Source organism: Adlercreutzia sp. DFI.6.23 (assembly GCF_024462535.1).
GTDB lineage: Bacteria > Actinomycetota > Coriobacteriia > Coriobacteriales > Eggerthellaceae > Adlercreutzia > Adlercreutzia rubneri.
The window spans coordinates 1-18,231 of sequence record NZ_JANGBP010000002.1 but is presented as its reverse complement, the minus strand read 5'-3'; the positions used below and the strand labels follow the sequence as shown (position 1 = coordinate 18,231).

General features: G+C 63.2%; 17 protein-coding genes. 1 reads left to right on the top strand and 16 read right to left on the bottom strand.

Going from position 1 to position 18,231, the window contains the following annotated elements:
* Nucleotides 1–326 precede the first annotated feature (326 nt).
* The 12 genes from NE591_RS01955 to rplU form a co-directional block, all read right to left on the bottom strand.
* Nucleotides 327–1,439, bottom strand: coding sequence for a hypothetical protein (locus tag NE591_RS01955; RefSeq protein ID WP_147272707.1), 1,113 nt, complete (start codon nucleotides 1,437–1,439; stop codon nucleotides 327–329).
* Between the two features lie 959 nt (nucleotides 1,440–2,398).
* Nucleotides 2,399–3,430 carry a cytochrome d ubiquinol oxidase subunit II gene (gene cydB, locus NE591_RS01950; RefSeq protein WP_114540051.1) on the bottom strand — a complete coding sequence of 344 codons (1,032 nt, stop codon included), beginning with the start codon at nucleotides 3,428–3,430 and terminating at the stop codon, nucleotides 2,399–2,401.
* A 5-nt stretch (nucleotides 3,431–3,435) separates the two neighbouring features.
* Complete coding sequence (locus NE591_RS01945; RefSeq protein ID WP_256156260.1) at nucleotides 3,436–4,926, bottom strand: cytochrome ubiquinol oxidase subunit I; 1,491 nt, start codon at nucleotides 4,924–4,926, stop codon at nucleotides 3,436–3,438.
* Nucleotides 4,927–5,104: 178 nt separating this feature from the next.
* On the bottom strand, nucleotides 5,105–7,714 hold the full coding sequence (locus NE591_RS01940; protein ID WP_227069689.1) for a BTAD domain-containing putative transcriptional regulator: 2,610 nt from the start codon (nucleotides 7,712–7,714) through the stop codon (nucleotides 5,105–5,107).
* A gap of 604 nt (nucleotides 7,715–8,318) precedes the next feature.
* A complete protein-coding gene (gene rsfS / locus NE591_RS01935) occupies nucleotides 8,319–8,774 on the bottom strand; it encodes a ribosome silencing factor (RefSeq protein ID WP_227069691.1) in 456 nt (151 codons plus the stop codon).
* Nucleotides 8,775–9,054: 280 nt separating this feature from the next.
* A complete protein-coding gene (gene yqeK, locus NE591_RS01930; RefSeq protein ID WP_227069694.1) occupies nucleotides 9,055–9,696 on the bottom strand; it encodes a bis(5'-nucleosyl)-tetraphosphatase (symmetrical) YqeK in 642 nt (213 codons plus the stop codon).
* Nucleotides 9,677–10,345, bottom strand: a complete 669-nt coding sequence (gene nadD, locus NE591_RS01925) for a nicotinate-nucleotide adenylyltransferase (protein ID WP_227069695.1) — start codon at nucleotides 10,343–10,345, stop codon at nucleotides 9,677–9,679. The genes yqeK and nadD overlap by 20 nt, the downstream gene beginning before the upstream one ends.
* 5 nt (nucleotides 10,346–10,350) lie before the next feature.
* Complete coding sequence (locus NE591_RS01920; RefSeq protein ID WP_227069697.1) at nucleotides 10,351–11,640, bottom strand: glutamate-5-semialdehyde dehydrogenase; 1,290 nt, start codon at nucleotides 11,638–11,640, stop codon at nucleotides 10,351–10,353.
* Nucleotides 11,641–11,649: 9 nt separating this feature from the next.
* A complete protein-coding gene (proB, locus tag NE591_RS01915) occupies nucleotides 11,650–12,783 on the bottom strand; it encodes a glutamate 5-kinase (RefSeq protein ID WP_022740158.1) in 1,134 nt (377 codons plus the stop codon).
* Entirely contained in the window at nucleotides 12,783–14,180 is a 1,398-nt protein-coding gene (gene obgE, locus NE591_RS01910) for a GTPase ObgE (protein ID WP_227069698.1), read from the bottom strand. Before obgE ends, proB begins: the two co-directional genes overlap by 1 nt.
* A gap of 112 nt (nucleotides 14,181–14,292) precedes the next feature.
* A complete protein-coding gene (gene rpmA / locus NE591_RS01905; protein ID WP_022740161.1) occupies nucleotides 14,293–14,553 on the bottom strand; it encodes a 50S ribosomal protein L27 in 261 nt (86 codons plus the stop codon).
* 21 nt (nucleotides 14,554–14,574) lie between these two features.
* Nucleotides 14,575–14,895, bottom strand: a complete 321-nt coding sequence (gene rplU, locus NE591_RS01900) for a 50S ribosomal protein L21 (RefSeq protein ID WP_022740162.1) — start codon at nucleotides 14,893–14,895, stop codon at nucleotides 14,575–14,577.
* A gap of 236 nt (nucleotides 14,896–15,131) precedes the next feature.
* On the opposite strand from rplU, the gene NE591_RS01895 reads away from it, so the two are divergent.
* Entirely contained in the window at nucleotides 15,132–16,655 is a 1,524-nt protein-coding gene (locus NE591_RS01895; RefSeq protein ID WP_114539999.1) for a type I restriction endonuclease, read from the top strand.
* 2 nt (nucleotides 16,656–16,657) lie between these two features.
* Here the strand turns inward: NE591_RS01895 and NE591_RS01890 are convergent, their stop codons facing one another.
* From NE591_RS01890 to NE591_RS01875, 4 genes are all read right to left on the bottom strand, one after another.
* Complete coding sequence (locus NE591_RS01890) at nucleotides 16,658–16,906, bottom strand: hypothetical protein (protein ID WP_114539998.1); 249 nt, start codon at nucleotides 16,904–16,906, stop codon at nucleotides 16,658–16,660.
* Complete coding sequence (locus NE591_RS01885) at nucleotides 16,903–17,385, bottom strand: DUF3990 domain-containing protein (protein ID WP_114539997.1); 483 nt, start codon at nucleotides 17,383–17,385, stop codon at nucleotides 16,903–16,905. The genes NE591_RS01890 and NE591_RS01885 overlap by 4 nt, the downstream gene beginning before the upstream one ends.
* Complete coding sequence (locus NE591_RS01880) at nucleotides 17,382–17,606, bottom strand: DUF3791 domain-containing protein (protein ID WP_114539996.1); 225 nt, start codon at nucleotides 17,604–17,606, stop codon at nucleotides 17,382–17,384. Before NE591_RS01880 ends, NE591_RS01885 begins: the two co-directional genes overlap by 4 nt.
* A gap of 414 nt (nucleotides 17,607–18,020) precedes the next feature.
* The coding region (locus NE591_RS01875; protein WP_256156259.1) for a transposase at nucleotides 18,021–18,231 on the bottom strand (211 nt) is incomplete at its 5' end.

Here is an 18,231-nt window from a genome sequence, read left to right as displayed (position 1 = left end):
CACCGGCCAATCTCTCCTAACCAGATGCTTCTTTTTTCGAGTTGTTAGAGTTTAGAGCCAATTCACATCACTCTACCCCGCAGTGGTTTTGAGATTGATATACGTATTAAGATATTTTTTTAAATACTTTAGCATATACAGTCGTTCAGATTACAGATTTATGCGAGCGCCAGCTCCGCAAACGTCTAACAACTCAAAATTTTTGCCTCAAACCAAACCAGACATTGTCTCAGGTATGACAAATGAACAAACTCATGGCGTTAGTGCATTTGGTTCAGCCCCGCATCTCGGCCTTTCGCCTCGGCCGCCCACTTCGCCCCACCTCCTCACACGCACTTGCGCAGTTCGCTGCGAAGCCTCATATGGCGATCGAGTTGCTTTCCGTTGAGCCGCTTGAAATCACAGCCAGCTGCGCGAAATGCATGCAGAATTGTCTCTTGGAATTCGAAAACATTCTCAAGCTGACTCGCCGTGATTGATCTTATCTCCAATCCCTGAGCAGCCAGCGCGCTCCTGCGACGCGAATCACGGGAAAGGCGAGAGCTGCTCCCATGGAACTGCGAGCTATCGTATTCAAGTGCCACGCCGCGCTCGGGCCATAGCACATCGCATACCAACGACGAGCCATGAGCGATACGCTCCGGCTCTCGCCTCAACTTGATCGGCTCATTAAGACGCGCACCCCTCATGCCGAATCCGCCGTAATTACGCGGCGCAGTCGCTATGATCGCCAAGGACGTCTCAGCCGGCGAAGCCGACTTTGCCAGAACGTATCGCGCAGCCGTCTTCGCCGGCGCCGACCCCTTGAAGCCACGCAAATGGCTGCAGAAGGCAACCAGCCGATTCGGCGAGCAGAGCGGATGTCGCACAAGATACTCGCTGGCCTCGACAGGATAGCAACCGCATAGCTCATAGCCCAATGACAGAAGCGCGCCAAAGGGAAGCAACGATGCCATCTGGGCAAAAACGAGTTCCGGAGCACAAACGTACACACCCCGCGCGATTTTAAGGAAAGACCCTTTCGGATATGTTGCCGAGCTGTGGTGATACGTCAACCCGTCCGCAGTACGCACCCCGGGCTTGCGATGCCCGAGCACATGGAGAACTTTTCCGGCGCCACTCGAACTATCAGCGAGTCCAGGCTCTTTCGAGCGCTTCGACGAATGCGTCTCCGACAAGACAACGCGACAAGCGCCAAGCAGCTCAGTGAGTTCTTCCGGCACACCATCCTCTAGCGCACCATCAATAATTTCGACAACGGTGCGTTTTGCTGAGGACGAATCCACCAGAACGGCCGATGACGGAAAGATCCGAAAAGGCAGATCATCGGTCTGTATCGTCTTACGACAATGGAAAAGATGCAAGGCAATGCCATTGCGAGCGGACCACAACCTCCAGAATTCCAAAGCAGTCTCATGACTTAAGCAGATGCACCGCATTTCCCCTCCTTTACTTAATAATGTATTACTGTATGCTATATCACAATCGAGCGAAATACACCAGAGGGAAATTCGTCTGCGAAAGATGCGGTAATCGAGCAATTGGTCGCAGAAGCAAACTCGGGACAAGAACAAGCGGAGGCCCACTCCGTCTGGGATCAAAGCACGCAAGGGCAAGCGGAGGGCCATTCCGTCCGAGCGCAAAGGACATTAGGGCAAGTGCGATCCCGTTCCGTCCGGGATCAAAGCATTTCAATCAGCGAACTAAAATGGCGCAAGATTTTCGAGTTGTTAGAGTTTCGCAGACAGCAGCCCCACCCCCCTACGATGTCTCGTTTTCCACATCACATCTCTGACCTGGGGCTATTCACCATATTCGGATACATTGACGAACGTCATGGCGACCTACCTCGGCATAGCGCCGAACAAAAGTCTAACAACTCGAAATTACCGTCCGAGAATTTGGCGGGAGTTGGCAGGAGCAAGACCGCCAGAGGCAAAATAGTCAACAGCGGGACCGGGGCAGCCCGGGCGCGGGCTGCAGGCAGATAGGCCAGAAGGATCCGGGCGCAAGCTGCAGGCAGGAGAAACCGGGGCAGCCCGGGCGCAAGCTGCAGGCAGGAGAAACCGGGGCAGCCCGGGCGCAAGCTGCAGGCAGAGGGGGCCAGGCAAGGCCAAACGCAAGCTGCAGACAAGTGCGAAGTAGCCCGGACAGAACCACGGAAAAACGGGGAGGGCCCGCCATAGCAGGTCCTCCCCGAAAGTACGTCAACAAAGACGAAGCATCCTGCGAGACCCAAGCATCATGGCGGCCCCTCTCCCGACGAGACATCGCCGCCCACCAATGTGAGACCCACAAGGCCCGGGCATCGCGGCAACCCCTCCCGAAACATGATGGCGGAGACTTCGGCCCATGCAAGCGAGCAGCCCGTAACGCCCCAGTAAATGCCGCGGAGAGACTAGTACTCCTCCAGATCGGCGGGGTTCACGCGGCCGCGGAAGGTGCGGTAGATGACCACGTGGTACACGAGAACGAGCGGAAGCCCGATGCACAGGATGATAGTCATCCAGGTGAGCGACAGCTCCGACGATGCGGCGTTGGCCAAAGTGATGGCCGGCCCCACGGAATCGGCCGTGGCGTTCACGAGCACGGGGAACATGGAGCAGGCCAGAAGCGCCACGAGCGCGATCATGGACGCGGACTGGGCCAGAAACGCCTTCAGGTCGTCCCCGGACGTCTTGCCCACGACGAGCGAGGCCAACAGCCCCACCACCACAAGCGCCGCGAACAGCCACCGCAGGATGCCCAGGTTCGGATCCATCTCGGGCCCGACAAGGACGAGGGCGTACACGGACACCACGGCGAACAGCGCAAGCGCAATCACCTGCAGGGGCAGGCGCAGACGAGCGGCGCGGGCCTGAAGGCAAGAGGGCAGCGGCGCCTTCAGCGCGGCCCAGCAGGAGCCGGCGGCCAGAAACATCGCCAGCCCCAAAAGCCCCGTCAGCAGCGTGAAAGGCGTGATGAGGCCGATCAGGGGCACGCCGGCGTAATCGCCCGCGGCGTCCATGGGGATGCCGGCGAAGATGTTGCCCACCGCCACGCCGAGCAGCAGCGCCGGAAGCAGCGAGCCCACAAAGAAGCACGCGTCCCAGAGCTTTCCCCAGGACGGATCGCCGGCACGGAACTCGAAGGACACGGCACGCACGATAAGGCCGAACAGCACCAGCATGACGGCCAGGTAGAACCCGGAGAACGTCGTGGCATAGGCGTCCGGGAAGGCGGCGAACAGCGCGCCGCCCGCCGTGAGCAGCCACACCTCGTTGCCGTCCCACACAGGCCCTATGGCCCGGCGCAGCACCGCGCGCTCCTCGTCGTTTTTGGCGATGAAGGGCGACAGCACGCCGATACCCAAGTCGAACCCGTCAAGCACGAAATAGCCCGCGATAAGCACGAAGATGAGGAAGAACCACAGCACGCTTAAGAACTCCATCATGGCTACTCACCTTCCTTCTTGCTATCGCCCGCGGCGGCGACGGCCTCCGCAACGACGACATCGCCCTCGGCGTCGGCGGCGACCACGGCCACTGCAGCCGCATCGGCGGCAGCAGCGCCCTCGGCAACCGGCCCTTCCTTGATGAAGCGGCCGATGACCCGCGCCCACCCGATGAGCAGCACCAGATACACGAGCACGAACAGGCCCAGCGTCAGCCACAGCTCCGGCGCCGACACCGACATTGAGATGCCGCCGGCCGTCAGCAGCGACACGCCGTCGGGGCCCGTGACCGACGGGTACACCACCCAGGGCTGGCGCCCCACCTCGGCGGTGATCCAACCCGTCTGAATGGCGATGAACGGCCAGATGGGCGACAGCACCGCCGCCCACTGCAGCCAGCGCATCTTCGCGATGCGGCCGCCCTTGAAGGTGAACACGAGCACGAGAATGCTCGTCAGCATGATGAGCCCGTACATGGCCACCATGAGGTGGTAGCTCTGGAACACGAGCCCCACGGGCATGTCCTCCACCACCATGTCGCCGTACTCCTCGGTCTGGGCGAGCTCGTTTAAGCCCGGATACTCCGTCTCGAAGTTGCCCGTGGCCAGAAAGCTCGTACCGCCGGGAATGGCGAAGGGAGCGATGACCTCCTGGTTGTCCTCATCCACAATGCCCACGGCGTACAGCGGGGGCACCTCGGAATCGTACATGCCCTCCATCATGGCGAGCTTGGTGGGCTGCTCGTTCCACACCACCACGGCCGAAGAGTGGGCGAACACGATCATGGCGCAGGAGGTCACGATGCCCACCACGGCGGCGATGCGCATGGTCTTCATGGCGAACTCGGCGTTGCGGCCCTTGAGCATATACCAGCCGGCCACAGCCATGGCCACGAACGCGCCCATGATGAGCAGTGCGTCCACGGTATGGGTGTAGCGGGCGAAGATGGACGGGTTGAAGGCCGCCGAGAAGAAGTCGGTGATGACGGCCTCGGTGCCGTCGGCGTTAAGCTCCGCGCCGGCCGGCGTCTGCATCCAGGAGTTCGCGATGAGGATCCACAGCGCCGATAGGCACGACCCGGCCCACACGAGCCACGAGGACACCATGTAGAACTTCGGGCTCACCCGCTCGCGCCCGAACAGGAGCACACCCAGAAAAATCGACTCCAGGAAAAAGGCGAACAGCGCCTCAGCGGCCAAGGGAGCTCCGAAGATGTCGCCCACGAACCGCGAGTAGTTCGCCCAGTTGGTGCCGAAGGAGAACTCCATGGTGATGCCCGTGGCCACTCCGATGGCGAAAGTCGCGGTGAACACCTTCACCCAGAATTTCGTCGCCGCAGCGTCCTCAGGTTTGCGCGAGCGGTAATAGCGGGTCTCGTTGATGGCCAGAATGAGCCCGAGTCCGATGGACAGCGGCACGAACAGGAAGTGGTACGCCACCGTCAGCGCGAACTGAATGCGCGAGAGCACCGCCACATCAGCGAAAGCCTCCATTGCACACCCCCTTTCTCTGCGCGCCCGCGGCCGAGATGCGGCCGCCCCTGGGCGCAATCGAATACGTTCCCATCCCTAAGCGGAACGGTCAGGTTCCATGGTACTCCTTCTTTGCGGAAGGCAGCGTGTCAACCTGGTGTCACTTCCTGCCCGTTTCGCCGCCTCGCCTGCCTCACCCCTAGGCGAAAGACAACTCGCCTTCCAACAGCTGCCGGTAGAGCGCGGCCAGCGCCGGCGAGGGATCGAGTCCCAGCGTTCGCGACAGGCGGTCGCGGCAGGCGAAGAACGTCTGCACGGCGGCCGAGCGCTGATCGGTGGCCATCTGCGCGCGCATGAGGGCCGCTGCCGCGTCCTCGCGCCCCGCATCGCGCTGAAAGGCCTCCCGAGCGAGCCACAGCGCCCCCTGGAGCTCACCCCGGACAAGAAGACGCCGCGAAGCTGCCACCAGGCCGTCCACGAACTCCGCGTCGAGGCGATCGCGGAAGACGACGATGGCCTCGCACTTGCGCTCGGTGGGCAGAAGCACGCTGCCGAAGGAGCCCTGGATCGTCGCTATGGCCCTCTCCCAGGCCATATCGTCGGCAGGGCCGAACAGAAGGCAGCGAATCAGCTCCTCGAACTCGTCTAAGTCGCTCTCGAACAAATCGGGATCGAGCCGGCAGCCATAGCGGCTGCGGATGAGGTAGGGGCACGACCCCTGCTGGGAAAGGAGGGATCGCAGATCTCCCCACACGCGGTAGAAGCTCTTCGCCCCCGTGCGCTTGTCGGCGGCCGGCCACAACATGGAGACGATCTGGTCGCGTCCCAGCTCGCGCCCGCGGTGCAGGGCGAGCAGCGCCAGCAGAAGACGGGTCTTCGGGCGGCCCTCGAACTGATAGGTGATGTCGCGGCGCCCCAAAGCGACTTCCATGGTGCCGAACAGCTTCAGGCGCAGCGGCTCCACGGACATCTCGGGCGCGACGGCCATCGCCGTCCGGGGCGCACTGGGCACCGGCAAACTGCGCCCGCGCTCGGGAGCCTCGACGACAGGGGCTCCAGAAGACTTCTCGCGGCGCGAGCGGGCCGCCCCCTTCTCGACGTGAGCCGCAAATAATGCGGCGGCCACAGGGGCAGAAAGCCGCGGCAGGCCGAGGCCTTCGAGCACCTCCCCTGCCCGCTCCAGTGCAGCGGCCGCCCGGTAGGCTCCGAAGCCGAGGCTCCAGCCGCGCTCCACGAGTGCGTCCAGGGCGCGATGGCTGCAAGCAACGAGCCGCACCAGCTCGGGTCGGCCGGCAATGGCCGTATCGGCGCCGGCGCCCAGCGCTCCGGTCGCCTCCAGGCCCTCCAGCGCCGCCGCGGCGCCGAGCAGCCTGCGCTCCACGTCGATGCGCGAGCCGCCTCCCCAGTCCAGCGCTTCGCCGACCTGGGACGCCCAGACCGCCAGGACGTCGCCGCCACGGCCCAGCGCCAGCACTCCATGCGCCACCACGACCAGCTCGGCCAGACCGTCCTCCCGCTCGACTCCCCCGGCGCCATCCAGTTCAGCCAGGCAGGAGGCGACCGTCTCCTCCATGGCCCGGCGCGTGGCCGCGTTGCCCACCTCCCAGGCCGCCAACGCCGCAGAGAGAACCGTTCGCGGCGTGCTCCTCTCCGAGACAAGGCTGCGCTGGGCGAACTGAACGGCCCGCGCGCGATCGCCCCGCTGCGCCCAGGCCCAGGCGATCATGGCGTTGATATCCGCCCGGGCTGCCATTTGGGTGCGGGTCGCCGATTCGTAGAGCTCGCACACCTCGACGGCCGCGCCGCCCCACAGGGCCGCCCAGCCGTTCGCCGCCAGCCACCGGCCGTGGGCCCGCCGGCGCGCCAGCAGCGTCATCGCGCTCACGGCGCGCCCGCATTCCCCGCGCTCCATCAAGCGCTCCGCCAAAACCTCTATCGCCTCCTCCCTGCCGGCGAACCCGCAGGTCTCGGCGAGCGCCTGAAGACGCGCCCGCCCGTGATCCCTCACCTCCCCAAGGGATACGGAAAGTGCGGCGAAGCTCTCTTCGCCGGCGGAAATGCCCACAAGAGGGCAACGCGCGGCGAGAGCATCCCAGGCCTTCTCGGCCCGGCGCGCCCCGAGCAGCGCGCGCACGTCGTCTATCGTGCCCCTTCCGAGCACCGTCATGGCCCACAGGGCAAGCTCCTCTTCCGGAGTGCATCCCGCCCGGCTCGCGCCGAGCGCCAGCTGGATCGGCGTCGCAGACCCCCATCGCAGGGCGGCAATGCGCTCGGCCAACCCCAAGGGGCGCCGATCCGTCACCCCTTCGGGCTCCTCCTCCAAATCCTCCCGCGCTACCAGCATCTCCGCGGCCCCGATGACGACGCGCCTGCCGAACAGCTCCATCGGCGCATCGGCCCGCGTTGTCGTGGCGATCACCTCGCAGTTCGCATCCGCCAAGCGCTCCACGACCTCCGCAAAGGCCTCGGCGCGATCATCGGTAAGGAGCGGAAGATCGGTCACCACCATCAGCGCGGCGTGCTCGTCGGCTTCAAGCACCGCCTCGGCCAGCACCCCCGCATCCAAATCCCGCAAGAAGCAGGGCGACGAGCCGCGCAGCCAGAATACGTGCTCGAACTGGAACATCACGGACGCGTACTCAAATGCGAGCGTCGCCTTCCCGAACCCCGGCGGCGCAACGATTAGACGCAGGGCGCCGCGATCCTCGAGGAGCCGCGACAGGAGGCGCGGTCGGCTCCTCAGACGGTCGGGAACCACTCCGTGGGGGCGCCTCCCCTCGCAAGCGCTCTGCTGGATGAAACGGGTCATGGACATCTCCTTCTTCTGTCGGCCCTCGCTAACAACAGATCGCACCTTACGAAGCCCCAACCGTCCGGGCAACCAGCAAGGAACACAAGGCCGCCGATCCCCTTCCATTGCCGCCCGGACAAACCGCCCGCAACATACAGGCAGCCTCGCAAAAGGCACCCGCAAGCACAAGGAACGCGCGAGGAAGGCCCGCGGCAGGCGTCTCCAGTCATCTGCGAAAAAGCTCCAGCGCCATTCGCGCTCCATGCAAGCGACAAGCAGTCGAACGGCACCCGCGCGACGGGCTCTCGCCGTCCTCTCGCGCCGCCGGCAGAAAGCCGCCAGCGCCCGTTGCCGCCCCAGGAGGGACGGCGCCGACAAGAAACAGGGACGCCGCCACGGTTTCTCCACGGTTCGCGCGAGAGCATTTCCGCGAAACCGTGGGGGTCGGCGCGGGCGTCAGGCGAGAGCACTTCCGCGAAACCGCGGCGGTCGGCGCGGGCATAAGAAAAGACCCCTCCGCCGTTGCGGAGGGGTCTCTCTTCTCGGAATGCGCGCCTCGCGCCCCTTGCCTTTCTGCGCACTGCCGCGCCGGCCCAATCGCCCGTCGGACGCCCTCGGAGCTTTAAGCCTCCTCGCCCTGGGCCGCCTCGCGGCCGAGCAGCTTGGCGATGCGATCGGAGTACTGCAGGTTCTCAAGCCCCGCCTCGGCGGCCAGGTCGATCACCGGCGCGTCGTTCCACAGCGCCTCCAGGCGGTAGTACTCGCGGGTCTCGGGCATGAACACGTGCACGACGATGTTGCCATAGTCCAGAAGCGACCAGCTTCCGTCGGCAGACATCTCGCGGTGGGTGGGCTTGATGGACGCCTCCTCGCGCAGCTTGTCCTCGATCTCGTCGATGATGGCGTCCACCTGGCGGGAGTTGGCGGCCGTCGCGATAACGAAGTAGTCGGTCACGCCGATGAGATCGCGCACTTCCTGCACCATGATGTCGGTGGCCTTCTTCTCGTCGGCGGCCTTGGCGGCGATGAGCGCGCACTCGCGCGAGAAGGCGGCCTGCTGCTCTACAGCATCGGTCATAGCTATCCTCACTTTCGGGAACATCAGATTTTGCTTGCATACCTTAGCACAAGTCTCTCCGGGGAGAGCTCCGGAAGGGGCGCGCGGAGCCCGGTTCGCTTTTCTCTCCCTGCGAACACAGTTAAGGGAAATAGCGAAGATGACGCACATAAGTCGGTACCATCCCAACATTGCTGCTGCTGAAGTGGAAGCTATTTCTTTAATAACTGTGTTCTCCGGGAGCGCTCAGAGGTCTCCGCGCGCCCCTTCCGGAGCTCTCCCCTACGTTGCCTTCACTGAGCTAAGGTCTCCCGTAAGGTACCGGGTCGGGGTTGGCCTCGGCGCGGTAGACTTCCTGCTCGGGCATATAGGAGTTCCAAATTTCCGTGGTCTTGGAATAGATGGGGTGGCGGCGCTCCATGATGAGCTGGACCCAATAGGCGTACACCTCTAAGAACAGCTCGCGCAGCTCGATCTCGCCTATCTTCTCGCGCAGCTTTTCCACGACCTTGCCCTTGCGCCCCGGCTCCAGCGCATCGGCGATATAGACGATCATGTCCAAGTCGCTCATGCCCGCATCGCCCAGCGTATGGCGCTCGACGGCGGTGAGCACCTCGGGCGGCAGCTCCGGGAAGGCGCGCCCCAAGGCCACGGCGGCGGTGAGGCCATGCAGGACGCGGGGCATGGCGACAAGCTCGGCGTCCAGTTCCATCCCCAGCTCGTCGGCCCGCGCGAGAATGCCCGGGTCGTCATAGCCCTTGTCCCAGTCATGGAGAAGGCCGGCCACCCGGGCCGCCGTCTCGTCGGCGCCGTAGACGCGAGCCAGCTTTTCGGCCGTCTCGGACACGCCGAGGCTGTGCTTGAAACGACGCGGGCCCACCCGCTTCTCCAGCTCGTCACGGCGCGCCTCGTAGAATGCATCGCTACGCCACCCGTCCACCATCGGTCTCCCTTCGGTACAACGATTCCTCTTCAATGATCTTTCGCACGGCCTCAGGCACCAGATAGCGGATGGTGCGCCCCGCGTACACGCGCCGCCGCAGCCCACTCGAGGAAATGTCGAGGCCCGGCACGGCGAAGGGACGCACATCGAATCCGTGCTCGCGCAGATCGCGCAAGGCCTGCTCCCCCAGCTCGAAACCGGGCCGTGTGGCCGCCGCGAACGCCGCGAGGTGTGCCAGTTCGGCGCTCTTTCGCCATCGGGGCAGCGTAAGGGCCGCGTCGGCGCCGACGATGAAGACGAGCTCCACCCCCGGAAGCTCCTCGCGCAGCTCGCGCAACGTGTCCACGGCGTAGGTGACGCCGGGGCGCTCTACCTCCAGGGCGCTCACGGCGAAGGCGGGGTTGCCGGCCACGGCGGCGGCCACCATGGCCAGCCGCACCTCGCCGGCGGTCACAAGACGATCCTGCTTGAAGGCGGGACGGCCCGTGGGCACGAACAGCACCGCATCGAGGTTCGCAGCCTCGAGGGCCTCCTCGGCGCAGGCGAGATGCCCCAGGTGAGGGGGGTCGAAGGTGCCCCCCATGATACCCAGCCGCGCGAGCTCGCCCGCCCGTGCCCGCTGCGCCAGCGAATCCACGGCGCCGTCCATCGCCCTTAGGCCCTCACCTGGCCCGCGCCGCGCAACACGTACTTGTAAGAGGTGAGCGCGTCGGCGGCAAAGGGCCCGCGGGCGTGGATCTTCTGGGTGGAGATGCCGATCTCGGCGCCAAGGCCGAACTGGCCGCCGTCGGTGAAGGCCGTGGAGGCGTTGGCGTACACCGCCGCCGCGTCCACCTGGGCGAGGAAGGCGTCCTGGGCCGCCTCGTCGGAGGCGACGATGGCCTCGGAGTGCTTCGTGCCGTAGCGGTTCACGTGGTCGATGGCCTCTTGCAACCCTTCCACGCACTTCACCGCCAGCTCGGGCCCCAGATACTCGGTCTCCCAGTCGGCCTCGCAGGCGAGCACGACATCGGGCGCGTCGCCGGCCGCGGAAAGCCCGGCCGCCTCGGCGATGGCGAGCACGCGCGCATCGCCGTGGACGAGCACGCCAGCCTCCTTCATGTCCGCGAGAATGGGCGGCAGCACCGCATCGGCCACCGCCGCATCCACCAGAAGGGTCTCGGCGGCGTTGCACACCCCGTAGCGGCGGCACTTCGCGTTCTTGATGATGTCGCGGGCCATCGCGGGGTCGGCGGAGGCATGCACGTACACGTGGCAGTTGCCCGTGCCCGTCTCGATGACCGGTACTTTGGCGTGCTCCACGCAATGGCGGATAAGGCCCGCGCCTCCTCGGGGAATGAGCACGTCCACCAGGCCGTGCAGCCCCATGAGCACATCGGTGGCCGCCCGATCGGTGGTGGTCACCGCGCAGATGGAGCCCTCCGGCAGCCCCGCTTCCACGGCAGCCGCGGCCAGCACGTCGGCGATGACCTCGTTGGAGCGGGCCGCAAGGCTGCCGCCCCGCAGGATGCACGCGTTGCCGGACTTCACGCAGACCCCGGCGGCGTCGGCGGTCACGTTGGGCCGGGCCTCGTAGACCATGGCCACCACGCCGAGGGGCACCGACACGCGCCGAAGCTCGATGCCGTTGTAGAGGGTCGATTCCAGCGACACGACGCCGAGCGGATCGGGCAGCGCCGCCACCTCCTCCAAAGCGTCGGCCATGGCGAAGACGCGGGACTCGTCCAGCATGAGCCGGTCCAGCAGCGCCTCGGTGGTGCCGGCCGCCCGGGCCGCCTCCATGTCCTCGCCGTTGGCCTCCACGATAGCCGGCGCCTGCGCCCGCAGGGCCGCCGCCATGGCGAGCAGCGCCCCGTTGCGCTCCTCGGTCGTCGCCTGAGCCAACTTAACGCTCGCCGCTTTTGCGAATTTCGCCAGCTCGCGCACTTCCTCTTCCAAAGTCATGGGCCTCTCCTATTCGAATAGAACCAGTTCGTCGCGATGGATGACGGGGCGGTCGGCCAGCACGGCCAGGATGGCGTTGCTCGCCACCTCCTCGCGGCTGCGCCCGCAGGCCAGCTTCAGAAGGTCGCTCGCCGCCGCGGCACGGCCCCGCGCGAACACGTGCCCCGTCTCGTCGGCCACGTCCACGATGTCATCCAACCCGAAGTCGCCCTCCACGGCGCGAATGCCCACGGAAAGGAGCGACTTGCCGCGCATCACCAGAGCATCGCGGGCCCCCTCGTCCACGACGACGGTGCCGTGCACGGAGTCCCCGAGCGCGATCCACAGCTTCTTGGCCGTGATCTCGTGGGGGCGATCCGGCGCCGTGAACAGCGTGCCGACTGCCTCTCCGGCAGCGGCCTGAACGATGCAGTCCGCGCGCCTCCCCTGGCAGATGACCATGGGGATGCCCGCGGCCATGAGCACCCGGGCCGCCTTGATCTTCGTGATCATGCCGCCGCTTCCCACGCCGGACACCGCGCCGCCGGCCGCAGCCAAGATGTCGCGGCCGACGCGATCCACGACGGGAATGAGCGTGGCCGCCGGATCGATCTGCGGGTTCGCCGTGTACAGCCCGTCGATATCCGAGAGGATCACCATGAGGTCGGCGTCGATGAGGCAGGCCACGAGCGCCGCCAAGGTATCGTTGTCGCCGAAGCGGATCTGCTCGACGGACACCGTGTCGTTCTCGTTCACGATGGGCACCACGGACAGCTCCAGAAGCCGGTCAAGCGTATCCCGCGCGTGCAGGTAGGCCGAGCGGTCCGCCGTGTCGCGCCGGGTGAGCAGCACCACGCTCGTCAGCATGTCCTGCGCCCCGAAGGCCTCGGCATAGGCCGTGGAAAGGGCGCTCTGCCCCACGGAGGCCGCCGCCTGCAGGCTCGGCATGTCCGTCGGGCGCTTGGCGATGCCCAGCGCCTCCAAGCCACAGGCAATGGCCGCCGACGTGACGATGACCACGTCCCATCCGGCCGCGCGAACCCGCGCCACCTGATCGGCCAGATCGTTCAGAAACCCGTAGTCGATGGAACTCTCGGAGGTGGTGAGGGTGGCCGAGCCGATCTTCACCACCAGGCGCTTGCGCCTGTGCGTCGCGTCACTCATCAGATATCCAGCTCCTGGTAGACGTCCACGGCACCGGCCGTGGGAGATTCGAAAGCAAACGAGAAGCCGAGGATGCGCACCTCGTCCCCGTCGCGGGCGCCGGCCTTCTCGAGGGCCGTATCGACCCCCATGCGCTTGAAGCGGTGCTGGAAGAAGGCCACGGCCTCCTCGTTCTCCCAGTCGGTCTGCACCACCATGCGCCCCACCTGCACGCCGGAAACGCGCCAGGCGCCGGGGCCCTCGGAGATGATGTCGAAGCGCTTCTCGCGGGCCTCGCGGCGCAGCTCCCACACGTGGTCGTACTGCATGTCGGATGCCGCCTGCTCGCGGGCCGCCTCGCGCAGGGCGTGCACCTTGGTGGCGATGGCGGCCTTCAGCGAATCCACGCCGGCGCCCGTCAGCGCGCTTATGCGGTAGAGCTTCGGATCAATGGGGCTTTCCACGAACTCGTTGCCCCCGGCCGCGGCAATGGAGTCCTCGCGCACCCGGGCGGCCAGCGCCTCGCAGGCCTCCTCGGTGCCGGGCACGTCGATCTTGTTGGCCACGATGATGCGGGGCCGCGCCGCCAGCTCGTCGGCGTACAGGGCCAACTCGTTCTTGATGATCTCGTAGTCCTCCAAAGGATCGCGGCCCTCCCAGTCGCCGGTCAAATCGACGACCTGCACGATGAGGGCCGTGCGCTCGATGTGGCGCAGGAACTCGTGTCCCAGCCCGCGGCCCTCGGAAGCCCCTTCGATGAGCCCCGGGATATCGGCCACGACGAAGGAGAGGTCGCCCGAGGTGGCCACGCCGAGGTTGGGAACGAGCGTGGTGAACGGGTAGTCGGCGATCTTCGGCCGCGCGGCGCTCATCTTCGCGATGAGCGAGCTTTTGCCCGCCGACGGCATGCCCACCAAGGCCGCATCGGCCATGAGCTTCATTTCCAGCTCGATCCAGCGCTCCTCGGCCGGCTCGCCCAGCTCGGCGAAGGCCGGGGCGCGACGCGTGGAGGTGACGAAGTGGATGTTGCCGCGGCCGCCCATGCCGCCGCGCGCCACGGTGACCGACTCGCCGTCGTGGGTCAGATCGGCGATCATCTCGCCCACTTCCCCCTCTTCCTCGAAATACTCGCGCACGACGGTGCCCACGGGCACCTTCAGCACGAGATCCTCGCCGGTAGCGCCGTGCATGCGGCTGCCGCGGCCATGGGTACCGCGCTCGGCCTTGAAGTGGTGCTTGAAGCGGTACTCGATGAGCGAGGAGACCGAGGCGTCGGCCACAACGATGACGTTGCCGCCGTGACCGCCGTCGCCGCCGTCGGGGCCGCCCTTGGGCACGTGGGCCTCGCGCCGGAACGACATGCACCCGGCGCCCCCATTGCCGCCCTTCACATTGATGCGAACCTTATCGATGAACATAGGAGCCTTTCGAAAGCTAGTATGGTGAGTAGATGATACAACAATGCCCCCTGAAACTTCAGAGGGCATTGGGTTACCGTTGATGTTACGCAGTCGTTGAGACTTAAAGCGTTTAGGCGGTCTGCTCGGCCGGGATGACGTGAATCTTGCGCTTCTGGCCGCGCGTGAACTTCAGCGTGCCATCGCACAGGGCGAACAGGGTGTCGTCCTTGCCGCGGCCCACGTTCTCACCGGGATGGAAGTGGGTGCCGCGCTGGCGGACGATGATGTTGCCGGTCTTCACAGCCTCGCCGGCGAACTTCTTCACGCCCAGTCGCTGCGCGTGGGAGTCGCGACCGTTACGGGTAGAGCCCAAGCCTTTCTTGTGTGCCATGAGAGATTCCTCCTTAACCCGTTACTCGGCCTTGGCCGTACCGACGGATTCGATCTTCACGCGGGTCAGGTTCTGACGATGACCGCGCAGCTTCTTGTAGTTCTTGCGCTTCTTGAACTTGAAGACCAGCGCCTTGTCGCCCTTGAACTGCTCGAGCACGGTGGCCACAACCTTGGTCTTGGCGGCCTTCTCGGGGTCGGCCTCCACCTTGTCGCCGTCCACCACGCAGATGGCCTCAAGTTCCACCTTGTCGCCAGGCTCGACGTTGAGCTTCTCGATGTTGATCTTGTCTCCGGGGGCGACTTTGTACTGCTTGCCGCCCGTTTTCACGATTGCGTACATGTAAGTTTCTCCTTGAATGTGACTAAACGCAAGGCGATATCTTACCCGACACCCCCGCGCGAGTCAATGATTTTCTCCCGCAAAAACCCGCCGTTCACCGAGCATCTACATATATAAGAGACGAGGAGGGCACTTCCCTGAGTTCGAGCCCGGAGAACAGGCAAGTCATCCATTTTCAAGACTGAAACTATACAATAGCATCTAGGTCATAGGTTGGCATGAGATAGGATGGCGCGATGGATTATCAACGAGAGCTTCTTGGAGGCAGTTCCTTCCTTGATCGTTACGAAGAGCAGCTAAGCTCGCTCTGTCGCAACCAGCGCTTCATTAACATGATTTCCTTGGCGTCAAAAGAAGCAGCAGAAAAGACGGGGTCAGATACAGGTAAGGCCGGAAAGAACATCATCTCCGACACTCTCTTTCGCGAGCGCGCTTATCTCCTGCTTCCGGAGTACGCCCATATCGTCGACGATGTTGCGCGAAGCGGCTATTCGAAAAAGTCTGCCGTTCTCTCGATCTACTACGCTGCCAAAATTCTGAATGCTTCCTCCTCTTGCGGAAGCTATTCGGCGTCACAGGCAAACGAATCGGCAGCCTGCCAGCAAGATTATCATGCTCAGAATTCGTCGAATGCGAACGCTCGACGAATTTGGGAGGAGATAGCTTTCATCATAGACAAGTATCGCAAAGACGGCGCCCCCGAACGCGAATTTCAGATCGAAATGGAGAACGCCTTCGAGAAATTGGGGTGGTCCCGAAGGCTTGGAGAGGTGATCGCCCAATACACTATCCCCGTAGGCTCAGCCCATTCAGTGCGCCCCGATCTCATCATCACCAAAGAAGGCACGCCGATCTTTGTCGTCGAGCTCAAAAAGCCGTCATCTGGAGCAACCCCGCGAAACGCCGATCAACTGTTCTCCTACATGCGCCTCCTCAAGCTCAATGTGGGCCTGCTGATCTCCGACGTCGTCCAACTCTACTATGATGACCCCTCGAATGCAGGCAATCCGCGCCTCGTCGAGAGCATCCCTGCAAGGAGCGACTGCGAAGAGGGGCCGCTCTTGTTCGATCTCCTTATGAAAGACGGCTTCGCTAAATCGAGCCTCAATGCTTATATCGCGGAAACTCTCTCGCAGCAAACCACCTTAACCCAGGTGCAGTACTTGAGGTCCCGGCTTCTTTCGGAGCAAGGGGCTACGCTGGTCAACGAGGCGCTTACTGATTTTTTCCATTCTGAGGCCGCCAAAGACGTCATTCACGACGCCCTCCGAATTTACCTCCAAAAGGAGTATCCCCAGGAGGTTGTCTCTCAAGCACTCGATGGTCTCGATATCAAATGGGAAAATCAACCTCGGTCGAACAATTCCCCGCTCGGCCAAACATCGGCTCGCGAGGAGCACACCAACAGAGAGTCATCTTACTCCCCCACAAAAGAACCCTCCCTCTTTCGAGGCAAAAAGGTCGGCCAAATTGCGAACGACCACCTGAGGGCCATGCTAGAGAGGGGAAACGTATCTCCTGAAGAAATCCAACTTATGGAAACCAGAGAATACAGTAAACGCGTTTTCGGAATCAACTACCCGTTGCTCGTTCCCACATCAAGCCCCCACGACCGCGCGCGATATTACGCTACCCCCCTTTTCATTAGGGGCATCGCCTACAAACTCTGCAACGATTGGCACGAATCGCCCGCGAATAACGATCGGCCTTATCTCGTGTCATGGCTCCAAAGCCACGCGCAGGACATATTCTCCTCGTGATTTTACATGGGGCGAGCTGCAACTTCCGGCTCGTTTTCCAGTAGATCTTCGACGAGATAGACGGGATCCATGTACTGGATGCCGTAGGCGCCCTCGTTAATCTGCTCGGCCAATCGGCTCGAGTAATAGATGCGGAGGGCTTCCTCGGCATCAATGTTGAGGCGTTCCGCCAAAAGCGTCACGATTTCCGTGTCCTGATTGCGCTTCAGCGTTTCTTCCAAAATATCCGGACTTATTGGCGCGTCAATCATTGCGTCACCTCATAGGCCTCTTCGAATACTAAGGTTCGATCCAAGAAGGGCTGAGATTTGAAACAGTACTGATCGTTGCGATCGTAGAAGCTCAGTTCCTCGATGGTGCGATCCAGCGTCCAGAGCCCTTTGTAATAGAGATCGACGGCCCGATACACCTGATCGTCAGCCACACCACCGGCAATTAGATCGAAACCCTCGTCCTGCGACTCGCCGCGACGGCACGAACAAACGAACTCCACCCACTCGCGATCATTTTGTTCGAAGACGAGAACGTTGCCGCTAACGTCCCCCTCTGTAAAATCGTAGACGTTTACCAGAGGCCTCCCACCTGCACGCATCGCCTTCCGGCGCGCCCACAACTCTGCTTGCTTCTTCACCGACGTCAGATAGAAACCCCGGCCGAAGTCGAGACGATCGCGGGATCGCGCAACATCGGGGCGATCGACCACGGTATTCGATCCATGAAAGAGCTTCATACCGCATAGCCCTTTTCGCGAGCGAAGGTCGTTATATCGTCGACAAGGTATTCTTTGCCAAGGCAATGCAGTGCGTCGTAGCAAGGAATGATATAGCCCTGCATGATCTCCGATTCCTGAAGCAGGCGGAAGGCATCAGGGACCGATATGCGCCATGCGTCAGCAAGAGCGTGCAGAAGGAACACGCTAAAGGCGATCTCGTCCCTCGTTTTCTCGCTCACGGCCCGCTCCTTTCGAAGAGATTTTCATCATAGCACAAGCATCAAACAACCCGCTATACGTAGTCTTTCAATACGCTGTCAGCTATCTGGAAAATGTGCTTTTTTGTTCAGGCCTCTGACCTGGGAAATCTGGAGTTATACCAGGTCAAACTAGGTGTTTCCTGAAAACAAAAAAGCACGTTTTCCAAATTTCGCGAGCCAAAATAGCACGTTTTCCGAAACGAGGAGAAGTCAAGCGGAGCAATCATGAACCACCCCTCAAAGGGGTGGTTTGCTCTGGGCCTATAAGGCCGAGGGGGGCCGGCAGCGTCTAAAGGCGCTGCCTCTCACTTCGTTCAAGCCGTACCGCCCTTGTCTCTCGCGGGCCGCACAAAGCGGCCCTCGTACTACCGGGCAGCCCCTAAAGGGGCTCCCCTACTTCCTCTTGAACGGGTCCTCGTACTCCTTGACGCTCAACTTGTCCAGCGCGATGTCGTGGGCCTCCTGCTCCCTGATGTACTTCGCTATCGTCGCCTCGTTCAGGCCGACGGTCGACACGTAGTAGCCCTCGGACCAGAAGTGCCTGTTGCCGAACTTGTACTTGAGGTTGGCGTGCTTGTCGAACATCATGAGCGCGCTCTTGCCC